Annotated in this window: 20 protein-coding genes; 9 read left to right on the forward strand and 11 right to left on the reverse strand. The window is 43.8% G+C overall.

Annotated elements, in window-relative coordinates; genetic code table 11:
• Both FQ608_RS17015 and FQ608_RS17020 read right to left on the reverse strand, forming a co-directional pair.
• Positions 1 to 1022: hypothetical protein (locus tag FQ608_RS17015; RefSeq protein ID WP_158859532.1), on the reverse strand; the 1022-nt coding region annotated here is incomplete at its 3' end.
• Positions 1023 to 2203: 1181 nt separating this feature from the next.
• Complete coding sequence (locus tag FQ608_RS17020; protein ID WP_158859534.1) at positions 2204 to 3145, reverse strand: succinylglutamate desuccinylase/aspartoacylase family protein; 942 nt, start codon at positions 3143 to 3145, stop codon at positions 2204 to 2206.
• A gap of 102 nt (positions 3146 to 3247) precedes the next feature.
• Here FQ608_RS17020 and murB point away from each other — a divergent pair, with 102 nt between their 5' ends.
• Complete coding sequence (gene murB, locus FQ608_RS17025; protein WP_158859536.1) at positions 3248 to 4261, forward strand: UDP-N-acetylmuramate dehydrogenase; 1014 nt, start codon at positions 3248 to 3250, stop codon at positions 4259 to 4261.
• A gap of 378 nt (positions 4262 to 4639) precedes the next feature.
• On the opposite strand, the gene FQ608_RS17030 is transcribed toward murB, so the two are convergent.
• The gene (locus FQ608_RS17030; protein ID WP_158859538.1) at positions 4640 to 5122 is read right to left on the reverse strand and encodes a deoxycytidylate deaminase; all 483 of its coding nucleotides are present in this window, start codon (positions 5120 to 5122) and stop codon (positions 4640 to 4642) included.
• Between the two features lie 285 nt (positions 5123 to 5407).
• Between FQ608_RS17030 and FQ608_RS17035 the strand changes: the two genes are divergently transcribed.
• The 4 genes from FQ608_RS17035 to FQ608_RS27260 all read left to right on the forward strand — a co-directional run bounded on the left by FQ608_RS17035 (position 5408) and on the right by FQ608_RS27260 (position 6943).
• Positions 5408 to 5782 carry a response regulator gene (locus FQ608_RS17035; RefSeq protein WP_158859540.1) on the forward strand — a complete coding sequence of 125 codons (375 nt, stop codon included), beginning with the start codon at positions 5408 to 5410 and terminating at the stop codon, positions 5780 to 5782.
• 73 nt (positions 5783 to 5855) lie between these two features.
• Entirely contained in the window at positions 5856 to 6341 is a 486-nt protein-coding gene (locus FQ608_RS17040; protein ID WP_158859542.1) for a hypothetical protein, read from the forward strand.
• A 64-nt stretch (positions 6342 to 6405) separates the two neighbouring features.
• On the forward strand, positions 6406 to 6621 hold the full coding sequence (locus FQ608_RS17045; protein WP_234364245.1) for a hypothetical protein: 216 nt from the start codon (positions 6406 to 6408) through the stop codon (positions 6619 to 6621).
• A gap of 175 nt (positions 6622 to 6796) precedes the next feature.
• Positions 6797 to 6943 carry a hypothetical protein gene (locus FQ608_RS27260; protein WP_199856402.1) on the forward strand — a complete coding sequence of 49 codons (147 nt, stop codon included), beginning with the start codon at positions 6797 to 6799 and terminating at the stop codon, positions 6941 to 6943.
• A 674-nt stretch (positions 6944 to 7617) separates the two neighbouring features.
• Here the strand turns inward: FQ608_RS27260 and FQ608_RS17050 are convergent.
• Positions 7618 to 9117 (reverse strand): peptide MFS transporter, encoded by a 1500-nt coding sequence (locus tag FQ608_RS17050; protein WP_234364258.1) that lies wholly within the window; start codon positions 9115 to 9117, stop codon positions 7618 to 7620.
• Positions 9118 to 9347: 230 nt separating this feature from the next.
• Here FQ608_RS17050 and FQ608_RS17055 point away from each other — a divergent pair, with 230 nt between their 5' ends.
• Positions 9348 to 9782, forward strand: a complete 435-nt coding sequence (locus FQ608_RS17055; RefSeq protein WP_158859546.1) for a peptidylprolyl isomerase — start codon at positions 9348 to 9350, stop codon at positions 9780 to 9782.
• 301 nt (positions 9783 to 10083) lie between these two features.
• Here FQ608_RS17055 and FQ608_RS17060 read toward each other — a convergent pair whose 3' ends face one another.
• The 4 genes from FQ608_RS17060 to FQ608_RS17075 form a co-directional block, all read right to left on the reverse strand.
• Positions 10084 to 11367: a NupC/NupG family nucleoside CNT transporter gene (locus FQ608_RS17060; protein WP_158859548.1), complete on the reverse strand. Its 1284-nt coding sequence runs from the start codon at positions 11365 to 11367 to the stop codon at positions 10084 to 10086.
• Positions 11368 to 11460: 93 nt separating this feature from the next.
• Positions 11461 to 12066: a bifunctional nuclease family protein gene (locus tag FQ608_RS17065; protein WP_158859835.1), complete on the reverse strand. Its 606-nt coding sequence runs from the start codon at positions 12064 to 12066 to the stop codon at positions 11461 to 11463.
• Positions 12067 to 12071: 5 nt separating this feature from the next.
• On the reverse strand, positions 12072 to 13037 hold the full coding sequence (locus tag FQ608_RS17070) for an electron transfer flavoprotein subunit alpha/FixB family protein (protein ID WP_158859549.1): 966 nt from the start codon (positions 13035 to 13037) through the stop codon (positions 12072 to 12074).
• Positions 13038 to 13058: 21 nt separating this feature from the next.
• A complete protein-coding gene (locus FQ608_RS17075) occupies positions 13059 to 13796 on the reverse strand; it encodes an electron transfer flavoprotein subunit beta/FixA family protein (RefSeq protein WP_158859551.1) in 738 nt (245 codons plus the stop codon).
• Positions 13797 to 13866: 70 nt separating this feature from the next.
• Between FQ608_RS17075 and FQ608_RS17080 the strand changes: the two genes are divergently transcribed.
• Complete coding sequence (locus FQ608_RS17080) at positions 13867 to 14193, forward strand: tetratricopeptide repeat protein (protein WP_158859553.1); 327 nt, start codon at positions 13867 to 13869, stop codon at positions 14191 to 14193.
• Positions 14194 to 14259: 66 nt separating this feature from the next.
• Here the strand turns inward: FQ608_RS17080 and FQ608_RS17085 are convergent, their stop codons facing one another.
• Both FQ608_RS17085 and dnaB read right to left on the reverse strand, forming a co-directional pair.
• Complete coding sequence (locus tag FQ608_RS17085; protein WP_158859555.1) at positions 14260 to 15264, reverse strand: quinone oxidoreductase family protein; 1005 nt, start codon at positions 15262 to 15264, stop codon at positions 14260 to 14262.
• 27 nt (positions 15265 to 15291) lie between these two features.
• Entirely contained in the window at positions 15292 to 16893 is a 1602-nt protein-coding gene (dnaB, locus tag FQ608_RS17090; RefSeq protein WP_158859557.1) for a replicative DNA helicase, read from the reverse strand.
• A 500-nt stretch (positions 16894 to 17393) separates the two neighbouring features.
• Here dnaB and FQ608_RS17095 point away from each other — a divergent pair, with 500 nt between their 5' ends.
• A complete protein-coding gene (locus FQ608_RS17095; protein ID WP_158859559.1) occupies positions 17394 to 18200 on the forward strand; it encodes a 3'-5' exonuclease in 807 nt (268 codons plus the stop codon).
• A gap of 491 nt (positions 18201 to 18691) precedes the next feature.
• Here the strand turns inward: FQ608_RS17095 and FQ608_RS17100 are convergent, their stop codons facing one another.
• A complete protein-coding gene (locus FQ608_RS17100; RefSeq protein WP_158859561.1) occupies positions 18692 to 19495 on the reverse strand; it encodes a M48 family metallopeptidase in 804 nt (267 codons plus the stop codon).
• A gap of 267 nt (positions 19496 to 19762) precedes the next feature.
• Between FQ608_RS17100 and FQ608_RS17105 the strand changes: the two genes are divergently transcribed.
• Positions 19763 to 21841, forward strand: a complete 2079-nt coding sequence (locus tag FQ608_RS17105; RefSeq protein WP_158859562.1) for a response regulator — start codon at positions 19763 to 19765, stop codon at positions 21839 to 21841.
• The last annotated feature ends 16 nt before the right edge of the window (positions 21842 to 21857 follow it).

Here is a 21857-nt window from a genome sequence, read left to right on the forward strand (position 1 = left end):
TTGAAGTTGGCCTCAATGATGGAGTTTATCAAGTTGCGTTGCAACAGCGCATTGGTAGTCTCCTGCATAAAGGCGACCTGATTGGCCCGTAAGGAAAGGGTGTACATTTGACCGTACAGACTCCTCAGGTTAACCAAATACAACAATGCGTACCAGCGATAATAATTCGCCCATGCGGGATTAAACCGGGCAATACTGTTGGCAGCCGCCAACAAGAGATTTCCATATTGGATTCCGAATTGCAACCGGCTCTGATAAATGGTAAACGCCGCCGCGTTTCTCGTTACCAGCCGCTGCTGCGCAGCCGTCAACCTGTTTTGATAATTCGTTTCGGTAGTTGCCAGCAGGGCGGTGCGGGACGCTTCCAGGCGGTCAACCGCCCGGTTGAAAGCATCCCTTGCCTCATCCGCACAGGGCCCCACTAGCGTGGCGGTGCGCAGATTCTCCAACATCATGTTTTTTTCCAGGTCCGTACTGAAATCCTTGCGGCCTTCAGGATCTTCTTCCGTCAATCCCGGAGGGATAGTGATGGTAGGAAACAAAAATCCTATATCGCTGCTGCCGAGGGCATCCTGTACCAACGCCAACAGGCCGGGGTCAAGTTCGGCACCTTCCTCAAACATCGCCATGATATCCGCTTCCGAAAGCTCCTCCGCAAGTTCCTTTAATTCTTCCGAAACGCCGTCCGGCTGCTCCTCGACAAATTCTGAAATCTGTTCCAAGAGGTTGACACTAAAGGCATCCACATCCGCTTCGCTCTCGGCAGCTGCCAGATCATCCAAGAATGCCTCTGCCTCAGCAGATTCATCAATTTCAGGATACTCCGGCTCTAAAATTACCGGATCATCATCATCCACCGCGGGCAATTCCCCAATACCGTCAAATTCCTCATTGACAAACTGGTAAGGTTGGATGTACTCGAGCTCCTGCGTGGCACAACGCACAAAGGTCAATACCAGAAAGGATAAAAAAGAAATCCTAAGAAGGCTTTTTAGCCGGTTTGCTGTTTTGTTATAATTCATTAGTTTAAAATTTACGCATAGTAGTTAAAAAGATGTATGTTGATAAAATATTTATCATTTAAATAAGATCGTTGTTACAAAGAATCAGGCATAAAACTAACGATAAAATGACCAATAAAAAATTTATTCCTGAATTTCAGAAGATATCTAATGTATAATACCGAAAATATCAATATAATAGATTTTTAAATATATATAAACTGCATTTTTATAAATGCGTATTTTATTAATAAATTTTTTATTCCTGGATAAATTGCGTATACATATTAGTTATTCTCAGTCGATCATTACGGTCTTTTATTTATGCGATTAAATTATCCGTATATTTCTTGTCTAAATTAAAACTGTTTTATTACAATTAGAAATTATAAATTGCATATCCTTGTGGTAAATCCCTCACTTGCAATTTTTGATTGGTCTCGGACAAAGATAGCGTATTAACTATATCAAAGACTTAGTGTTGCTGGACGCCGGAGAAGTGTGGAAAAACGCCAAAATTGCAAGACAATTGAAAAATCACCCAACAAACCCGTACAAATTTTCATAAGAGTCAATCCCTTTGACTTTTATGTGGTAAACGTCTCAGCGAGTTAGCTTGGGTGGCCTACCACAACCATGCGTAGTTTTCGGTAGATGGAAAAGGTGCACGTAAAATGTGCTGGATAGCAACTGCCACCTTTTTAAAAAATTAAAAAGGGTGGATGCATGATTTACTGCATTCCACCCCCATTAAGTAATTATATTCAACTGTACATTAGGTAATTAACTGCACTGCCCGAGCAGGGCATAGATAATTACAAATACGACGATAGTCCCTAGACACCCTCCGCCCAACTTGCTGGCTCCATAACCTGCGATTAATCCTTTGAAAATATTGTTCATGATGATAGTTTGATGAATGAGTGTTTATTAAAATTTCTTATGCACAGAATAGTTTCATACATCATGCCAACCGCAACATATTCGGAACTACGCCCTAATCCCGACAGGCAAAAAGCTAGTAACAAACGACTTACGCCCTAATTCCCCATAGGGACACCGCTTTTTATTGGTTAGGTGAGCAGTTCTTGCCCCATATCAGGGAAAGAATTTCTGAAAAATCAATGATACTAGGGTAAGGTGCGGAATGGTTAATGGTTGATGTTTAATGGTTAAATCAAAGCCAAAGTCAAACTAATCACTCATAATTTACCTATATGAAACAGCGCGTCGCCCGCATTGATCACGGGCAGATTATTTAGTCCGACCACATAGCCGTCGGCCACGCTTTTAACAGGAACCTTTACCTGACCGTAAGGATCGGATATCTTGGCTAGCATTTGCCCTTTACGCACCGATTCGCCTATAGTAACGGTAGGAGTAAATATACCGGACACCCGCGCCCGAAGCCAAGAGCTTTCTTCCAGTTTCAGGGACACCTGCTGCTGCTCATCCCCCTCCCCGATCATTCCTAGGTATTTTAGCAGCCTTTTGGTGCCGGCTATAGCTTCATCGATAACTACATTATCCAGGCGCATGGACTCCCCACCCTCATAAACCAAAATATTTTTGTTGGATTTAAACGCTTCCTTTCGAAAGGATCGGTCAATATGGGGAGAGTTGATGATGAAAGGAGCACCAAAGGCTGATGCCAACTCCAACCCCTTGGTGTCTTTGAAGTCCACCCGGATCTGGGGATAGTTGGTAAGCATACGGCCTCCGGTATGGAAATCCACGCCATAATCTATCTGAGGTATAATCTGCTGGGTAAGAATATGGGCAATCTGGGAAGCGAGAGATCCCTTGCTGCTTCCGGGAAAACTTCTGTTGAGGTCCCTTCCATCCGGAAATGTGCGGGTATTGCTGAGGAAACCATATACATTTACCAAAGGGATGTAAATTAGCGTACCCCGAATTGGGGTAAAAAGATTTTCCTCCAGCATCCGTTTTACCGTGACGATGCCGTTGATCTCATCGCCGTGTACCCCACCGCTGATCAGGACGCAGGGGCCGTCTTCTTTTGCCCGTCGGATAAATACCGGTAAATCGATCAGGGTATGGGTCGGCAGCCGGGCTATGGCTATCTCAATATTCAGGGATTGTCCCGGCCTGACCCGTATTCCGTTGATAATTATTTCTTTCATCCCCTATAGTTGAGGTGTAAAGGTAAGGCAGGCAACACCAATGCGGCAAGAATTAACAGACAATCTTTCTAATTGACCAAATTCTTCCTTATTTCGCATATCATGCAGATAGAAACCAACAAATCACTTCGGCAATTTAACACTTTTGGACTGGACCATCAGGCAGCTTTTTTCACCGAAGTTGCTGATGAAAAAGAATTAATGGAGGCACTCCAAGCCGCCCGTAAAGCGGAAGTTCCGGCATTTATCCTCGGAGGCGGAAGCAACATTCTTCTCACCAGAGACCTCCCCTATTTTGTAATCAAAATAAACATTAAAGGAATCAATATTGTCCGGGAAGACAGCAGGCATGTTTGGGTGAAAGTAGGGGCTGGCGAGATTTGGCATGAATTCGTTGGTCACGCGATCAGACATGGGTGGGGTGGGGTGGAAAATCTTTCGCTAATTCCCGGAACAGTCGGTGCCTCCCCCATGCAAAATATCGGTGCTTATGGCGTTGAGATCAAGGATGTGTTTGATCACTTGGAGGCTGTAGTGAGGGAAGACGGCAACCTGGTTACTTTTTCAGGCGAAGACTGCGGGTTTGGTTACCGTGACAGTATATTTAAACAAAAAAGCAAAGATAAATACGTTATTACCCGGGTGGTTTTTCGGTTGGACAAATTTCCGGTTCTTAACACGACCTATGGAGATGTTGAATTCACCATGCATGAACTAGGATTTCCTGAACCAAGCATTGAGGCGGTCAGTGAAGCAATCATCCATATCCGCAGCAAAAAGCTGCCAGATCCAACGGTATTGGGTAATGCGGGAAGTTTTTTCAAAAACCCGGTTATTTCGCCGGAAAAATTCCATCAGCTAAAGGCTATCTATCCACAATTACCCGGCTTCGATACCCCGGAAGGGATAAAAGTTCCCGCAGCCTGGCTAATCGAACAGAGTGGGTGGAAAGGCAAGCGTTGGGGAACCATTGGGGTCCATGCGCAACAACCCCTAGTCTTGGTAAATTACGGTGGTGGAAAGGGTGAAGACCTGCTTTTGTTAAGCAAAACCATCGCCAAGGACGTATTTGAGAAATTTGGCGTTAAGCTACAGACGGAAGTAAACCTTGTCTAGGGGCATATACTGAGAGACTTAAGAAAGGAGTCCATCAACTTATCAACTTACCTTGAGACTAAGGGGCGCATGAACCAAGAGACTTATGACTTCAGAACGGAAAGACTTAGGGACAGGATTGAAATCATAAGTCATAAATCATAGATCAAAAATACCCGCTACGCTTCGATTTCAACCTATTTAATATCTAATATCAATAAGTATCCAATATCTACAAATATCTATTTTTCTCTCCCAAAAACCGCTCCGATTTCCTAGATCTCCACTTCGATTCCCAAGATATTTCAACATATTTCTCCAAAGGCATATTTCCATAAATTTCTAATATCCACCAATCTCCAATATCTACATATATCAATTTTCCAATATCAATTAAATTCAAATCAACGGATCCTCGACCTCAATTTTCTTGGGGTACAGGAGTACCTCCACACCAAATTTTTTAAGAAATTCGATCCCCTCGTCCAGGGGCAATCCCTTGTATGCTGCGTAAGAATACAAGAAAATAACCTTTTCGATTCCCATTGAATATATAATGCGCGCGCAGGCGAGACAGGGTGCCAATGTCACAAATAGGGTGGAACCTTCTACAGTTGCCTTATTTTTTACGGCATATAAAATGGCATTTTGTTCGGCATGCAGTGCTAGGGAACAACTGCCCTTGCTGTCACGGCTACACCCGGTTTCCGGAAACTCCTCATCACAGTTGTGGGTGCCGGAAGGTGGGCCATTGTAACCGATAGAGATTATTCGGGTATCTTTGACGAGCACCGCGCCAACATGCTTTTTGATACAATGGGACCTTTTTGCAAGGTTAACGGCCAATTCCATAAAAATATCATCAAAATCCGGTTTGACCATCTAAGAAAGCTTTATGTTCACGTTCACTACCTGTTATCGATTAGTATAAAATTCACGAAAGTTACGAAAAAGGATGAAAGAAAAGGAACGCCTCTAAAAAGTAGGGTAATGAAAGCAAGTTCAGTGCACTTATTTTAGATACTGAAATTCAGGAATATTGGCGTATAATTTGTTTTTATCTAAAAATATAATAAAAAAAAATTCGGAAATGAATAGTTAATTCAAAGATATGAATTAATTTTGTATAATATTTAATGCTTTTCAAAATAATGTTTTTGTACTTCAATGATTAAAATTGTCCTAATTGATGATGATCCAATAAGCACTTTCGTGACAGAAAAGCTTATCCATAAAAACATTAAAATCCCCTGCCAAATTTTCACTTTTGACAATGCCCTTGATGCGTTGAAAAACATATACACAATAGAGCCCAACTACCTTTTCTTGGATTTGAATATGCCCGAAATGACCGGATGGGATTTTTTGGAGGAATTTGAACCCCATTATAAGAATCCCGAAATCTATATCCTCAGCAGTTCGGTGGATGAGCGGGATATCAGTAAGGCGAGTGAATATCAGCAGGTGAAGAAATACTTATCCAAACCCCTAATCAAGCAATACATCAAGCTGATTTTTGGAAACAGCGAAAGACCCGACTGATTTTTTTCACTTTCTTATACAGTTTGGTAAAACTACTTTCTTTAAGTTCTGTTATATAAAGAAACGTTTTACGATGGCAACTCCTACACCTGAACTGATCTTGGGAATCAGAAAGACAATCCAGAAACTTAAAAACGGCGCGCCTTACCAATGGGGGCATATGGGGGCCTGCAATTGCGGAAATTTAGCTCAGGAACTTACGAAGCTATCCAAAGGAGAAATTCATGCCTATGCCATGCAGCGTCACGGAGACTGGAACGAGCAATTGGTCGACTACTGCCCCACAAGTGGATACCCCATGGACTTGATGGTGGGGAAGATGCTCGAGACCGGACTGACACTGGATGACCTTATGCATTTGGAAAAATTATCGGACCCGGAAATCCTATTTCACTTACCTTTAGATAAGAGGCTAAATTTATCGAAAAACAGCAAAGCCGATGTGATCCTATACCTGGAAACCTGGGTAAAAAATTTGGAAGAAAAATGGCTTGAAGCGCATAATTCGGAAGTTTCGCTAGACACTGAAAAAATAAATCACTTTACTCTATTGGGTTAATTGGTAATTTTTATTAATTAGCAGCCATAATATTTAAAACCTGCGCTAATTAAACCAAAAGAAAATGATTGACGATTTGGAAGATGACTTCGATAATCTTGAAGAAGAAGAAGATGAATTCGCCGATGAGTTCGGGGATGAGGTTTTTGATGAAGATGAGGATCATGGTCTGGAAGACGATATCTTTACAGATATCGAAGACGATGACGACTTTGACGACCTAGACGATGATTTTGACGACTTGGAAGACGTGGAGGAGGACGATGAATTTGAAGATTAAATTTACCCGCAAAGGCAGTGGCTCCTGTCAATTTGCCATTTATTAATCAAACTTCGTAATACAAAATAAGTGGGAACGGGGCTCCGTTCCCGCTTTTTATGTGTATCGGTTTGTTATCTTCCCATCCTGTAGTAACTTGCGGAAAATTTGAAAAGAAATCTAAAAATCTAAAAATATGCTATTAGAAATATTTAGTGCTCCCATCGCATCCGGTGCCCAGCTGTTCTGGTTAATTGTTTCTATCCTAGTAGGATTAGGTGCTGGAATATCAGCAATTGATTTTAGAAGTACTGTGTTCAAAAAATCAGGTAAAGAGGAGTAGGTTACGCCTATGATTTAGTTGAAAAGGGAATCCTGAATGTAGGGTTCCCTTTTTTTGAAAACGGGTTAAGTTTGCAACTAAGATTTTTTTATGTGATCTCTTACCTTGTGTTTTTTTAAGAGAACCACTGAGGACACAAAGATTTCACGGAGGGCACGAAGTTTTTTTTGAAAAAGCTTGGACCTTAGTGGTCCTTTTTAAACTTAAGCCAGATAGATGGCAATTTCTAAATAATGCTACGTTATTTGAGTTTAAATTTATTCTGTTAAAAGCAATCCGAAAAAGTCAAATGTGGACGTAGGGGATACCACACCAAATATAGTTTTACAGTTGCTTTGTGGCCTTCTTTTAATGAAGCTAATGCACCCTGAAAGATTTCAATTTGTTGTTTCTCTAATAAAATCGATACTTCGAAAAACACTATATTGCTTCGACGACTTTTAAACCAACTTTGTGGTTTTTGTGCCTCCTTTGTGGTCTTTTTTCAAGGGGACCACTGGAGCTGGAAAAATTTTATCCCAGGTCCTCGTTCGTTGGTTCTCTTTTTCGTTTATGTCCTAAAAGCAACACCACAGAAAACGCAATGTTAATTCAAAGGTTTTAAAACACCTTTGTGGTCTTTGTGCCTCCTTTGAGTCCTTCGAGGTCATCTTTTGACGCCCTCCGACCCCTTTCTATCTAACCTTTCCCATCAATGACCTGATCGGTTTGCTAAGCAGCACCAACAACACCCCGGCACCTACGGTGATATAGACGATCAGCAAATACTGTTGGGGCATTTGTTGTAATCCTTCTACGGTACCCCCACTCGTGACTCCAGCGATCCTTCCCGCAATTAAGTTGCCCATGGCAATGGATAAAAACCACATCCCCATCATTTGGCCGGCATACTTTTTGGGAGCCAGTTTGGTTGTGAGGCTTAGACCTACCGGGCTTAGGCTGAGTTCTCCAAAGGTGTGAAAAAGATAGGTGAGAATAAGCCAGGTAGGTGCGGCCAATTCCCCCGATGAGGCCACTTTTGCCGCAAAATACATTACCAGAAATCCGATGCCGAGAAACAATAAGCCAAATGCGAATTTAAGGGGAGAGCTTGGCTCAAGCTGCCGTCGGCCCAACCAAATCCACATCGCACCAAAAAACGGCGCAAATAGGATAATGAAAAGGGAATTGATAGATTGAAAGTAACCGGTAGGTATTTCATAACCCAATAGAGTTCGATCGGTGAAGCGTTCCGCAAATAAATTCAACGAAGATCCCGCCTGCTCAAAACCGGACCAAAAAAGTGCGGTGAACAGAAAGAGTATCGCTAGTACGCCCACCTTTTTCTTTTCACCCCTATCAAGCCCGCCAAATAGCACCAAATAGGCAAAATATAACACGGCCACCAATGCAATTATATTGTTGGAAGCAGCGGCAAGTCTTGGGGCATTCAATCCGATAACGCCCGTAAAAAACAATATGCAAATCACTGTCAGAACAAGTAACACAATCCACGCAATTTGCGTCAGCTTCTTTTTGGAATCTTTCTCCACTTTTGTAACGGCTATTGGCGGATCTCCCTTTCCATCCAAATAATGCCCGGTAAGCTTGTATTGGACCAAACCCAACAGCATCCCGAAACCAGCCAATCCAAATCCTAAGTGCCAATCGTAAACAGCAAGCGTACTGCAGGCAATGGGAGCTATAAGAGCCCCCAAATTGATGCCCATATAAAAAATGGAAAAACCTGCATCCCGCTTTGAGCTACCCTCGGCGTAAAGCTGCCCTACGATAGAACTGATATTTGGCTTCAACAAGCCGGTGCCCAGCACAATTAGTATCAAACCGGCATAGAAGGTATACAAATCCAGCCCGGAAAGGGTTTCCTTCACCGCTTCGTCTCCGTCAAACAAAGAAAATACCCCGGGAACTGCCATAGTAAAATGCCCGATTGTAATGATAATCCCTCCATACCACACGGATTTTTTTAAACCAATCAATCGGTCAGCTACCCAGCCTCCCGGAAGTGCAAACAGGTAAACACCCATTGTATATAGGCCGTAAATGGCTCCTGATGTCACATCGTCCAGCCCAAGACCACCGTTGGCAATAGAGGCGGTCATAAACAGTATCAGTAGGGCCCGCATCCCATAATAGCTGAAACGCTCCCACATTTCGGTGAAAAACAGGGTCATCAATCCCTTGGGATGACCAAACAGCTGAGGTCCATCAGGTTCCAGGATGTCGTCAGGGGCATAATGTTTCCCCGAATAGTTATCTTCCTTTTTCAATTGACTGTCGTTATTAGCGGGTGAAATTATCGGTTGGATAACCCGCAGGATCAAAATTTGGGGGTTCCAAGTACACAATATCCTTCTTATCCTGATAAAATCCGCACAAATGATTATTTTTGCAAAAAAAAAATATGAAAACTGGAGAAATTCAAACTGAAAAAGGCACGATGAAGGTCACTTTTTACGAGGAAGATGCCCCAAAAGCTGTTGCCAATTTTATAAAATTAGCCTCAGAAGGGTTCTATGACGGTCTGACCTTTCACCGCGTAATTCCCAATTTTATGATTCAGGGAGGATGTCCCAAGGGAAACGGCACAGGCGGACCGGGTTATACCATCGACTGCGAGCTTACCGGAGAATTGCAACATCATGACCGTGGCGTTTTGTCCATGGCCCATGCGGGAAGAAATACCGGGGGCTCCCAGTTTTTCATCTGCCATAGCAGAGCCAATACCCAACACCTAGACAGAAACCATACCTGCTTTGGAAAAGTAACGGAAGGCCTAGAAGTGATCGATGCCATCCGCCAAGGCGACAAAATCGAAAAAATCGTAATCAACGAATAGAAAGGTCAAAACCGAAAGTTTACAAAAAGGGGGACCACTGAGGGCGCCAAGAACCCCAAAGAACACAAAGAAAATTATTTCTCTGTGGCCTCTTTGCCTACTTTGTCCCCATTGTGGTTCCTTTATTACTCCAACGATCAAAAGTTCAGCGACCTTTGCGCCCTTTGCGGATATTTTTTACTGTGAACCAAAGAATCTCTCTTTGTGGTTCTTTTATTACGAGACGAATCAAAAGCTTAGCGACCTTTGCGCCTTCTTTGCGCCCTTTGCGGTTAATTTTTCTGCGAAAAATGTTTTTTATTTAGAATAGTGCCCCCGCAATGGTAGCTGTCATCAGACAGGCCAACGTTGCTGCAAGTAAGGCATGCATGCCCAGTTTGGAGAGGTTTCCCTGTTGGTTAGGGGCTATACTGCCTATTCCTCCAACCTGTATGGCTATGGAGCTGAAATTGGAGAAACCGCAAAGCGCATAAGTAGCAATCGTAATAGAACGGTCGGACAGAGTTCCGGCTTCTTTCATATCAGCCAATCCAAGATAAGCGACGAATTCGTTAATCACCGTCTTTTGACCCAGCAAAGATCCCACTTGTAGCGTTTCGCTCCATTCCACACCAATGACCCAGGCAAAAATCCGGAATATTTGCCCCAAAATATACTCCAGAGAAAACCCTTGGAATTGCCCGTTGGTTGTTTTTACGATCAGCCCATTAAGCCCCGAGTAGGCGCCTATCAGGTCAGAAAGCAGGTAGTTAAGCGCAGCAATGACCGCAATAAACGCTAACAGCATCGCCCCTACGTTCAAAGCCAGTTTCAGCCCTTCTCCGGCTCCCCGGGACATCGCGTCTATCAGGTTGACATCTTCATTTTCAGCATTGATCTCCAAGGTATCAACCACAGCATCTTTATTTGATTCGGGAATGATTATCTTGGACATTACGATGGCAGCAGGTGCATTCATAATACTTGCACCCAACAAATAGGTAGCGAAACGGCTTTGTTCCTCCAGGCTATCCCCACCTAAAAAAGCGACATACCCTGCCAATACCCCTCCGGCGATGGTCGCCATCCCTCCCGTCATCAGGCACATAAGCTCTGAACGGGTCATGGTAGGAATAAAAGGTCTAACCAGCAAAGGAGCTTCCGTTTGACCCAAGAAAATATTGCCTGCGGCCGATAAGCTTTCTGCCCCGGATAATCTCATAGTCCTTGACATCACCCAAGCGATGCCATATACCACTTTCTGCAGAATCCCCAAGTAATACAGTCCTGCCGAGACGGTGGAAAAAAAAATTATAGTTGGAAGTACCTGAAAAGCAAATATGAACCCAAAAGAATTGGTTGCCAGGTCTCCAAAGAGAAAGGTAGCACCGTCTTGGGAAAAACTCAAAAAAAGGACAAATCCACGGCTTATGGATGCAAAAATATCCGCTACTAGATCTACTTTGGTAATTAAGATTCCGAAAACAACCTGCAAGGTAACCCCGATTCCAACCAACCTCCAGTCAACCTGCCCCCGTTTTGCCGAAAAGAGTGTGGCAACTGCTAACAGTACCAATATACCGCCTAGGCCTCTCGCATACTCCATAGAAATAATTAAATGTAAGGTAGTTAAGAGTGTTTATCCGTTCCCCACCCCCGGGCAGTCTTTCGGACATAAAATAAGGCCAGGATTTGATTGTCAGTTTCGTCGGTTGATCTCATCCCTCAGCCTCGCAGCCCTTTCGTAATCTTCGCTTTTTATGGCCTTATCCAGCATCTGATTCAACTTATCCAACGAGAAATTCTTTAAGCTACCCTCGGTTTTTTTGCTTTCCACAGAAGGCATTTGCCTAGACTGGGGCTTCTCAGGAGCGCCGGACGTGTCCCTGTCATCGGTATCTTCCATGGAGGCCTCTGCCATCACGGGAAGAGAACAGTAGACAGGAACCTCAAAGCGCACCGCAATAGCAATGGCGTCCGAGGGCCTGGCATCAATTTCCACTTTTTTGAAAGGTCCTTGACATATTATTTTGGCATAAAAGACCCCCTCCCGCATATCGGAAATCAAAATATGGTCTAGGGTAAAGTCAAAATTGGTGGCAAATGACTTAAACAAATCATGCGTCATAGGCCTGTTGGGAATGATCTTTTCCAGTTCAATCGCTATCGCCTGCGCCTCAAACATCCCAATAATAATGGGTAACCGTCTGTTTCCTTCCACTTCTCCCAACACTAAGGTGAATGATCCGGATTGGGAATGGTTAGCAGTGAGACCTATTATCTCTAATTCAATCGCATTTTCCACTGACATTATTTTATCGCTTTTATTGCTTCAGTTAACTTGGGCAAAACTTCAAAGGCGTCACCCACGATCCCATAATCGGCAGCCTTGAAAAAGGGAGCTTCCGGGTCCTTATTAATGACCAAAATGTTCTTGGAGGCATTCACCCCCGCAAGATGCTGAATAGCACCTGAAATTCCAACCGCCACATAGAGGCTTGGGGAAACTTTTATCCCTGTCTGCCCAACGTGCTCGTGGTGTGGGCGCCAGTTTAGATCAGATACGGGCTTGGAACATCCCGTAGCTGCACCCAAGGCTTTGGCTAAATCCTCAATAATGCCCCAGTTCTCCGGGCCTTTCATTCCACGGCCTCCGGATACCACAATATCAGCCTCCGGCAGGGAAATTTCTCCTTCAGCCTTATCCGTCCCGGTTATTTTTGCAGCAAACACCCGGTCCACCAGTGAAACTGTGAATTCCTCCACTGCAATATCAGTAGCATCTTGGCGAATTTCCAAAATATTTTTTTTGATGGCAAGGATTTTTTTAGAGGTTTGTACTGCCGTGATCGCAAAGGCTTTGCCCGTAAAAATACTGCGCTTTACTTTAAATCCTTCAGCAAGATCCGGAAGGGAAACAACATTGGATACCAAGGCCGCCTGAAGCTTTACGGACAATCTGGCCGCAACAGCATCCCCCAAAGAAGACTTGGCCAACACCAACACATCAGCTCCGGAATGTTCAAAAACTTCTGAAACAGCAGCGGTATGCGCCTGGATAATCCCAGCATTTAGTCGCTCGTCTGTGACGTGGTACCCCTTACTGGCTCCCGCATGGCCCACGAGCGTCCATTCGTCCGGTGAAATACTTCCCAATCCTACCACCAACGCTTCGGTGCCTAATGATTCTGCCAGGGATTTGCCATAGGATACCGCTTCCAGCGATGATTTTTTTACGACACCTTCTTCGTGTTCTATATAGATCAATACAGACATGATTCTTCTTTCTTTAGTTAATTAAAGCACGTTGGCTTCATTTTTTAATAATTTCACCAATTCCTCCATCTGATCTTTATCAAAAAGCTTGACAGCTCCCTTTGCCGGAGGTAAGGCATAGGATACAATAGATGCGTGAACATCGTAAGCGTCCGCTTCTTTTACCGTCAAGGGCTTACTCCTTGCCGACATGATTCCTCGCATGTTAGGTATTTTCCACTCCGCAATTGGTTCCTGACAGCCGGCAACGAGAGGAAGGGACACCTCCAACTCTTCCTTACCGCCTTCAATCTCCCGGGACAATTTGGCGGTGTTTCCTTCTATATCCAACCTCATTACCGGTGATATGGAAGGCAGACCCATCATTTCGCCTACCATGCCATGTACCATACCTCCGTTATAGTCGCTGGATTCCCTCCCCATCAGGATCAAGTCATAGGCACCTTCCTGGGCCACACGGGCAATCTGTTGGGCTACGAAATAGGAATCTTTAGGATAGGCGTTGATCCGGATTGCCTCGTCGGCTCCAATGGCCAGGGCTTTCCGCAGTGTGGGGTCTGTTTCTGCCTCTCCTACATTGAGGACAGTGAGCTTGCCCCCTGTCTGATCCCTGAGTTCCACAGCACGTGCGAGTGCATAGTCGTCATAGGGTCCTATAACGAACTGTACCCCAGTTTTATCAAATTTGGTATTGTTATCTGTAAACTGTATCCGGGAGGTAGTATCCGGTACATGGGTAATACAAACAAGAATTTTCATATATTAAATTTATATTTTTCTTTAAATTTCGTGAATTTAGTGATAACTCGTACAATTCAAAAAAAGAATCATGAGCAATTTACCACGCATAGAACATCTCTTACAGTTTGTACAGGAAGATCCCAATGATCCATTTAATTATTACGCACTCGCTTTGGAATACCAATTCGTAGACAAAAACGAAGCGACAATGTACTTTGACAAACTTTTGCGGGATTTCCCAGACTATTTGCCGGCTTATTATCATGCCGCCGCATTTTTTATCAACGCAGAAACCACCGACAAGGTGCGGCAAATATATGAAAAGGGATTAGAATTGTCGATCCAACAAAATAACCTCCACGCCAAAAAAGAGTTGGAAAATGCATTTTTCAATTTTCAAATGGAATATGAGTAGGTAGATTCCAGCAGGTAGGTCTTCCGCACAAACCTTCTTTTTCCGACACTAGACTGGAATAAACGCCTATTGCATGATTCCTAGGACCAGTTTACCCAATTGGGCACCCCGCCGCATCCGATCGAAAGCAGTGATGGTTTGGTCAAAATTAAAAACATGGTCAATGACGGGCATAATTTTATGGTGCGAGACAAAATCCAGCATTTCCTCAAAATCCCGGTCACTGCCCATCGTTGTCCCTTTCAAAGTAAGCTGATTCCAAAAGATCTTTCTCACGTTCATCTCGGAAGGATTTCCGAGGGTAGCTCCAAAAAAAACCAGCTTACCGCCGGGCTTAATGACGTCCAGCAAATTCCCAAAGGTATTGCCCATTGCACTATCAATAACCAAATCAAACCCTCCTGTGAGACTTTTGGCTTCTTCTACCCAGGTGGGTTCAGAATAAATAAATCCACCTTTGGCCCCTAGAGCTGTAGCAGCCGCCAACTTATCCTGGGAGCTACTACTGACATAGACGGTAGCTTTTTGGGCTAGGGCAAACTGCAACGCAAACTGGGCCACACCGCCACCGATTCCCGTAATAAGCACATTTTGGCCCTGCTTTAATTCTCCTTGGTAAAAAAGAGCCCTATAGGCGGTAAGTCCTGCCAGCGGCAATGCAGCAGCCTCGACAAGGCTCAGGTGATCCGGTTTGGAATAGATACGGTCTCCCGGTACTTGAATAAATTCTGCCAATGTGCCGTGATCTGGCATTCCAAGGATACGGAAATCGGGACTCTGGGCCCGTTGATTGTCTCCCCAGTGAAGGGCGGGATTGATGATTACCTCCTTCCCAATCCAAGAGTGGTCCACACTTTTTCCCGCCTCCACTACGATTCCTGAACCATCCGATCCCAAAACCACTCCGTCTTTCAAATTGGCGTATTTTCCCTGCCGGCACCATTCATCCCGGTGGTTTAGAGCGGCAGCGGCCACTTCAATCCGAACATCATGGTCTCCCAGAGGTCCAAGGGTTACATTTTGAATGGAAATTCCCTGAGGAAGGGTGCGGTCCAATACAATAGCTTTCATAGGTAGCAAATTTAAAAGGTAGCAAATTTAAAATGGAGCTGGATCGTTGGAACCAAATCCACCAAGCAACGGATCATCAGAGGTATCGGGCAGGCTGTCCGGACCGTTGGCCTTACTGCCCAACCGAATGGTGTTTCCCTGCTCAAAATCCTTTCCGCTTGCGCTACTTGGAAACCTACTGCCATAAAGCGCATCTTGAGCCGCATAAGGGGTATTGAGTTCCAAGTCGGTAAATTTGGTGTATTTGCCAATAAAACGGAGCTTGACATTTTCCAGAGATCCATTTCTGTGTTTGGCAATTATGACCTCACCCACACCGGCAGTACTGTGTCCCTCCTCATCTTCGGTGATGCCATAATATTCCGGCCTATAAAGAAACATCACGATATCCGCATCCTGCTCGATAGCACCGGACTCTCTCAAATCCGAGAGTTGGGGTCGCTTGTCTCCACCCCGAGTTTCCACAGCCCGGGATAACTGGGAAAGGGCGATGACAGGCACGTTGAGTTCCTTGGCGATTTTTTTCAATGCCCGAGAGATACTTGAGATTTCCTGCTCCCTGTTGCCGGTATTACCTCCCTTACTGCTCTCGCCGGACATAAGTTGCAGGTAATCGACAACGATCATCTGAATGTCATTTTGTGCCTTTAGCCTCCTGCATTTTGCCCGGAGTTCCAGGATGGATAAGGCCGGGGTATCATCTACAAAGAGAGGGGCTGTGGATAATTTGCTTGTCTTATGGATCAGCTGTTGCCATTCATAATCCGCCAAGTTTCCTTTTTTAATCTTTTCAGAATCCAGCTCCGATTCAGAGGATATCAGTCTGTTAGCCAGCTGAATGGAGGACATTTCCAGGGAAAAAATGGCCACAGGACGGTTGTGGTCCACGGCAGCATTTCGCAACACCGAAAGCACAAAGGCCGTCTTTCCCATGGCGGGACGGGCAGCGATGATTACCAAATCGGATTTTTGCCAACCCGATGTTACCCGGTCAAGGGCAGTAAATCCGCTGGGAACTCCAGTCAGACCATCCTTTTGACCCTTTTTTCCTTCCAATTCGGTAATGGCTTCCCGCATGATGGACCGCATGTCCATATAATTCTTTTTGATGTTGTTTTCGGAAATCTCAAAAAGAGACTGTTCCATCTTGTCCAACAGTTCAAACACATCCGTCGTGTCCTCAAAGGCCTCACGCTGGATATCCGAAGCTATGCGGATCATATCCCGCTTCATGGCCTGCTCCGTGACTATCCTCGCGTGGAATTCAATATTGGCCGCAGAAGACACTCGAGAGGTTAGTTCAGTAATATAGAATGCTCCGCCGGCAAGTTCCAACTTCCCGTTTTTACGCAGCTGGTTGGTGACCGTCAACAAGTCGATAGGTTCCCCCTCGTTAAACAGGTCCAGAATGCTGTCGTAAATCAGCTTGTGGGAATCTTTGTAAAAGCTTTCCGGAGACAAAATATCCACGACCGTAGTCAAGGCATCCTTTTCCAACATCAAAGCACCCAAGACCGCTTCCTCCAAATCCACTGCCTGCGGGGGCATCTTGCCCAGCCCTGTGGGTGTCTCGGGAAACCGCCTTCGCTGTCCCAACCGCTCGTTTTTACTTGCACTGCTTTCTGCCATATTTACAAATGTACCTTCTTTGGGGGAAAGGTTTTAAACAATTTATACACCCACTTATCCACATTTTGTTGGGCAAAGATCAAAATATCCTGTACCCCACCAAGTTAGCATTCCCCTCCTTGAATTCCACCGCATCCACCGGTTTCCTACCACTAGTATACCAACAAAAAAATTGCCCGCAATATTTCATTGTTTGGACAATAGTTTCCAGATTTCCATTTGGTAATAGGCAAAAAGCAAGTATTACTATCCCGTTTATTGAATTAGAGTTTACCGTTCAATTCATTAGCATATATTAGCAGGGGAAAATCTGACAATTTTGGAGATTGGACTACTTCATACCTGTCCTATATTCGATAAGTGATGTGAAACGGTTAATATTGGCTGTCGGGAATTTGGTAGTAAAAATTCTAATGCGTATTTTAGGTTTAAAGCAGTATCTTTGTAAGATCAAAGCATTCTCAGCGGGATGCTTCTTTATCATTTACCGACAACATACTATGAGTTTGAATATAAAAACGCCCTTGGCATTTTTTGACCTGGAAGCGACAGGGATCAATATTTCTACAGACAGGATCGTAGAGATTTCAATATTGAAGGTTCATCCCAACGGACGTCAGGAGTCAAAAACCTCAAAAATCAACCCAACCATTCCAATCCCTAAAGAAACGTCATTGATACATGGTATTTATGATGCGGATGTGGTTGATGCGCCGACATTTAAAGACATTTCGCGTGAGCTCTTTCAGTTTTTTGAAGGAGCAGATTTGGCGGGATTCAATGTCCTGAAATATGATATCCCTCTATTGGTGGAAGAATTTCTTCGGGCTGGATTGGATTTTGATATCGAAAAGAGAAACCTGCTCGATTCGCAGAAAATTTTCCATATGATGGAAAAAAGAAATCTTTCGGCCGCATACAAATTTTATTGCGGTAAAACGCTAGAAAATGCACATAGTGCGGAAGCCGATACTGTCGCCTCCTATGAAGTCTTCAAGGCGCAAATAGAACGTTATGAAGGCGAAGAGGCTGAAGACCTTCAGGGCAACAAGTTGGGCATTTTGGAAAATGACATGCGGAAAATACATAACCTTCTCAATGAAAAAATGGTAGACCTTGCCGGAAGGTTTGTTTTCAACAATGAGGGGCAGGAAGTCTTTAATTTTGGCAAATTGAAGGGGAAAACCATCGAGCAAGTTTTGGTCGAAGAGCCTGGCTATTACGACTGGATGATGAAGGGAGACTTTCCCCTAGACACCAAGCGAAAATTTACCCAAGTCAAACTGCGTAGCTTTAATAAACGCTAACCACAACCAAAAAGTGAGCCCCAAAGATCCCCAAGTTTCGCGGTTGACACGGAGGATTTTTCAAAAAAACTTTTTGCGCTTTGTGGGTAATTCATTTAAACCACATAGTAATATTCGGAAAAATACACGAAGAACTGACACCTAAACTTTCAAAAAACTTTGTGCTCTTTGTGCCTTCTCCGTGCCCTTCGTGGTTAATTTTTTTAATGGACGTTTTAAACCACATAGATAGATCGGAGTACACATAGCAGTTTCCGGAAAAATGTGTTTTTTTAATTTCTGAAATTTAAAACTATGTGCACTATTGTGTCCTATGTGGAAATTTTCAATCTAACTTCAATTCAATCAATAGGTTACCCCCACTATACAAAGATTTTTTAGAGAAAAAACTTAGTGCTCTTTGTGCCTCCTCTGTGCCCTTTGTGGTAATTTTCAGCATCAAATTAGGTCACAAAAAACCACTGCGGTTTTGCGGTTAATAATGATGCCGTTTACCTTTTGTTTTTTTCGTAATAGACCATGGCGTCCGGCATTTGTTCCTGAAGTCGTTCTATTCGGCGGGTAGGGCCAGGGTGTGTTGATAAAAATTCCGGCGGTGCCGCTCCTCCTGCATTGGCATTCATCCGCTCCCAAAAAGCAGGTGCCTGCCGGGGATCGTATCCTGCAATAGACATAAAGATAAGTCCCAATTGGTCAGCTTCTAATTCTTGATCTCTGGAAAATTTCAGCATACCCACTTGACCTCCGTAACCAATGGCTTGAAGAAAAATAGTTTGCGTGAGACTTGGATTTTCACCCATAGCAACCTGAACCCCACCTAACAATCCATTGGCCACCATTCCCTGCGACATTCTCTCTCTGGCATGATTGGCAATGGCATGGGCTACCTCATGCCCCATAACTACGGCAATTCCGGTCTCATTCTGGCAAATTGGCAAAATGCCTGTATAAAAAGCCACTTTTCCCCCAGGCATACACCAAGCATTCACCTGATCACTTTCTATCAGGTTAAATTCCCAAGAAAACCCCTCTGTAATAGAACCATAATTGGTTTCCTTCAAGTATTGTTCCACGGCAGCTGCAATCCTCTTGCCTACGTTAACAACCTTCTGTCCATCAGGCGTATTAGTTACAATCTTACTTTCGCTCTTAACCTGACTATATTGGTCATAGGATAAAGGCAAAATTTCACTGTTGCCTACGATACTTAGTTGTCTCCTGCCGCTCAAAGGAACGGTGGCACAACTGTAACCAATAAGGCCTATGAGAAATAATACACCGATTTTCTTCAACATGAGTTTAAAATTTTATTTAAACTCCAACCACCAAAAAAAATGCCAGATTCAATAAAAAAACATTTCCTCTCCAATTAAAAGCAAAAGAGGTGATTAAGATTCAGGTCCTGTCAGAAATATACGGCTGTGTTCTTGGTTCATATATCAAGAAACGGATTTTTTTTGATTTATTCATAAAATCATGCTAGGTTTATACTACCCAACTCCCCGGGGTTCACCCCGACAAGTCAAATTTTCTAAAAGAGCCATGACTAAACTCCAAATTTGATGTACAACCAAGACTTACAGGAGTTGATAGACAAATTTTTTCCAGCCCATAATTGGCACAAAGATAGCCCGCTAAGAAGGTTTGTCGATGCCGTCAACGAAAGGTGGACAACATCCGAGCCAGGTAAGCATGTAGAACCCGAAAGGGAGGAAACCCGGGATCGCATGGACCTTCTTGCCAGTTTTATCCAAAACAGTAACGATGCATTTCAGGTAAGCCGCGAAAACGGCCACTTGGAATACATCAATAAAGAGGCTTCTGAGCGTCTTGGGATTCCACAATCCGAAGTGGGCAGTTACCAGGTTAAGGATTTTGAGGAGATTTTCAAAGTACCCGGGACATGGGAAAGGCATGTGAAAGAATTGAAATCTGTCAAACACATGGTTCTGGAGGGTGTCAATACCAATCAACTAACCGGCAAAAGCTTTCCTGTGGAGGTCACCGTGAAGTACTTCGATATTAATGGCAAGGGTTTTATCATTGCCTCTTCTAGAGATATTACTGAGCGGAAAATCTTCCAAAATGAAATTATACGCCAAAAGGAAAAAGCGGAGGCAGCCAATAAAGCCAAATCGGAGTTTCTGGCCAATATGAGCCATGAAATCCGAACTCCACTAAATGGAATTATTGGATTTTCTGACTTATTGGCAACATCCAAATTGGGTCCGGAGCAACAGCAGTTTGCTCAAACGGTACATCAATCGGGGATGTTATTGTTGGAAATAATTAATGACATTTTAGATTTTTCAAAAATTGAAGCTGGCAAACTCGAACTTGAAATCCGGAAAACTGAATTGAGAGACTTATCCGAAAGCACCTTGGGTATCATTCATTTTCAGGCATTAAATAAAGGAATCGAGCTTGTATTGCATATACACCCCGATTGTCCCCGATACATATGGTCTGATGAAATTAGGCTGAGGCAGATAATAATTAATCTGTTGGGGAATGCCATTAAGTTTACGAAAAAGGGCACGGTATGCCTATCCATTACTCCCAAGGAATTCCTACCAAGCCAGCATGTGACACTTTGTTTTCGGGTGGAAGACACGGGTATCGGTATCAGCAAGGAATATCAGTTAAAAATATTTGACGCTTTTTCTCAGGAAGATTCCTCCACAACAAGAAAATATGGAGGGACTGGTCTGGGTTTGACCATTTCCAACAAGATTTTGGGATATATGAACAGTAAGTTGGAACTAAGTAGTGAACTGGGTAAAGGAAGCGCTTTTTATTTTGACGTGACATTCAACTATGAACAGGATAAGACCGTCTTCCAATGTTCAACTTCCTTTCGCCGGATTCTTGTGGTAGACGACAACGAATTTTCCAGAATGTCCCTTATCTCCATGTTGTCCAGTATTGGGCTCCATGCCATCCCGGCCATCAATGGCATGCAAGCATTAACAATTCTGGAGGAGGACAAAGCCATCGATTTAATTATCATGGATGAGATCATGCCGTATCTGGATGGACTGGAAACCATTTCCAAAATCAAATCCTCCGGAGTTGAAATACCAGTGTTTTTACTGGGTTTTGACAAACAGGGAAAACCGGATGATGCCATACTTTCCCTAGGGTGTCAACAAATACTAAAAAAACCAGTAACTCTCAGAAATCTAATCACCTCGTTAGCCCACACGCACATGGAAGAACCAAAAACCAAATCCGCAGACCCGATTAAGCCTATCCTTGAGCGTTCTATTAATGTCCTGATAGCTGAAGACAACATGGTAAATCTTTTTCTGGCCAGGACGATTATAAAGCAACTTCTGCCGAACTGTGTCCTGCTCGAAGCCAAAAACGGGCTGGAAGCAGTGGAAATATTCCGGCATAATAAACCGGAAATAACCTTTATGGACATTCAGATGCCGGAACTCAGCGGCTATGAGGCAACCCACAAAATTAGGCAGGAATATCCCCTACTGTCCAACCCCATTATCGCCTTGACCGCTGGAACGGTCATCGGAGAAAGAGAACGATGCTTGTCTGCCGGTATGAACGATTACATTTCCAAGCCGCTGGTAAAAGCAGATCTGGCACAGATATTTCAAAAATGGCTGCAAAACAGTAGGTAAACATCTCAAAAAAAAC

Origin of the sequence: Lunatibacter salilacus (assembly GCF_009797935.1) — a bacterium.
Lineage (GTDB): Bacteria > Bacteroidota > Bacteroidia > Cytophagales > Cyclobacteriaceae > Lunatibacter > Lunatibacter salilacus.

Coding starts and splice junctions, on each gene's coding strand:
- FQ608_RS17020 (WP_158859534.1), bottom strand. CDS start 3,145: ATGAAAGAAATAATTATCAACGGAATACGGGTCAGGCCGGGACAATCC.
- murB (WP_158859536.1), top strand. CDS start 3,248: ATGCAGATAGAAACCAACAAATCACTTCGGCAATTTAACACTTTTGGA.
- FQ608_RS17030 (WP_158859538.1), bottom strand. CDS start 5,122: ATGGTCAAACCGGATTTTGATGATATTTTTATGGAATTGGCCGTTAAC.
- FQ608_RS17035 (WP_158859540.1), top strand. CDS start 5,408: ATGATTAAAATTGTCCTAATTGATGATGATCCAATAAGCACTTTCGTG.
- FQ608_RS17040 (WP_158859542.1), top strand. CDS start 5,856: ATGGCAACTCCTACACCTGAACTGATCTTGGGAATCAGAAAGACAATC.
- FQ608_RS17045 (WP_234364245.1), top strand. CDS start 6,406: ATGATTGACGATTTGGAAGATGACTTCGATAATCTTGAAGAAGAAGAA.
- FQ608_RS27260 (WP_199856402.1), top strand. CDS start 6,797: ATGCTATTAGAAATATTTAGTGCTCCCATCGCATCCGGTGCCCAGCTG.
- FQ608_RS17050 (WP_234364258.1), bottom strand. CDS start 9,117: ATGACCCTGTTTTTCACCGAAATGTGGGAGCGTTTCAGCTATTATGGG.
- FQ608_RS17055 (WP_158859546.1), top strand. CDS start 9,348: ATGAAAACTGGAGAAATTCAAACTGAAAAAGGCACGATGAAGGTCACT.
- FQ608_RS17060 (WP_158859548.1), bottom strand. CDS start 11,367: ATGGAGTATGCGAGAGGCCTAGGCGGTATATTGGTACTGTTAGCAGTT.
- FQ608_RS17070 (WP_158859549.1), bottom strand. CDS start 13,037: ATGTCTGTATTGATCTATATAGAACACGAAGAAGGTGTCGTAAAAAAA.
- FQ608_RS17075 (WP_158859551.1), bottom strand. CDS start 13,796: ATGAAAATTCTTGTTTGTATTACCCATGTACCGGATACTACCTCCCGG.
- FQ608_RS17080 (WP_158859553.1), top strand. CDS start 13,867: ATGAGCAATTTACCACGCATAGAACATCTCTTACAGTTTGTACAGGAA.
- FQ608_RS17085 (WP_158859555.1), bottom strand. CDS start 15,264: ATGAAAGCTATTGTATTGGACCGCACCCTTCCTCAGGGAATTTCCATT.
- dnaB (WP_158859557.1), bottom strand. CDS start 16,893: ATGGCAGAAAGCAGTGCAAGTAAAAACGAGCGGTTGGGACAGCGAAGG.
- FQ608_RS17095 (WP_158859559.1), top strand. CDS start 17,394: ATGAGTTTGAATATAAAAACGCCCTTGGCATTTTTTGACCTGGAAGCG.
- FQ608_RS17100 (WP_158859561.1), bottom strand. CDS start 19,495: ATGTTGAAGAAAATCGGTGTATTATTTCTCATAGGCCTTATTGGTTAC.
- FQ608_RS17105 (WP_158859562.1), top strand. CDS start 19,763: ATGTACAACCAAGACTTACAGGAGTTGATAGACAAATTTTTTCCAGCC.